This window comes from Thiorhodococcus mannitoliphagus, from assembly GCF_010915725.1.
In the GTDB taxonomy this organism is placed as follows: Bacteria; Pseudomonadota; Gammaproteobacteria; order Chromatiales; family Chromatiaceae; genus Thiorhodococcus; species Thiorhodococcus mannitoliphagus.
Genome location: NZ_JAAIJR010000508.1, coordinates 1 through 327 on the forward strand (window position 1 = coordinate 1; position 327 = coordinate 327).

General features: G+C 59.6%; 1 protein-coding gene. It reads left to right on the forward strand.

Going from position 1 to position 327, the window contains the following annotated elements:
- The first annotated feature begins 141 nt into the window (after window positions 1-141).
- Window positions 142-285, forward strand: a complete 144-nt coding sequence (locus G3480_RS29780; RefSeq protein WP_206171961.1) for a toxin-antitoxin system TumE family protein — start codon at window positions 142-144, stop codon at window positions 283-285.
- The last annotated feature ends 42 nt before the right edge of the window (window positions 286-327 follow it).

Genomic DNA, 327 nt, shown 5'->3' on the forward strand with positions numbered 1-327 from the left:
GCGCGTCAGCTCTTCCGCTACAAGGCCCGCCAGGGTGACCTCATCTGTGAAATGGTCATCTGGGCGTTGCCAGCCACAACCCCGGATCGACCCCACGGTCTGAAATACTGACTGTTTTGCGGCCGTATCGGGGCCTGCTTTGTGCGCTACGACAACGAGGCCGGAAAGGGCGACCATCGCCACTACGAAGAGCAGGAGGAGCCCTATGGACTCCTTTCCGTGGAGCAATTGCTGGCCGATTTCCGAGATTACTGCGTGCGGCTTGCCGGCTGGAGGTGGGAATGAACCGAATCGAGATCAGTATATTGAGCCCCCAAGCGGCCTTGC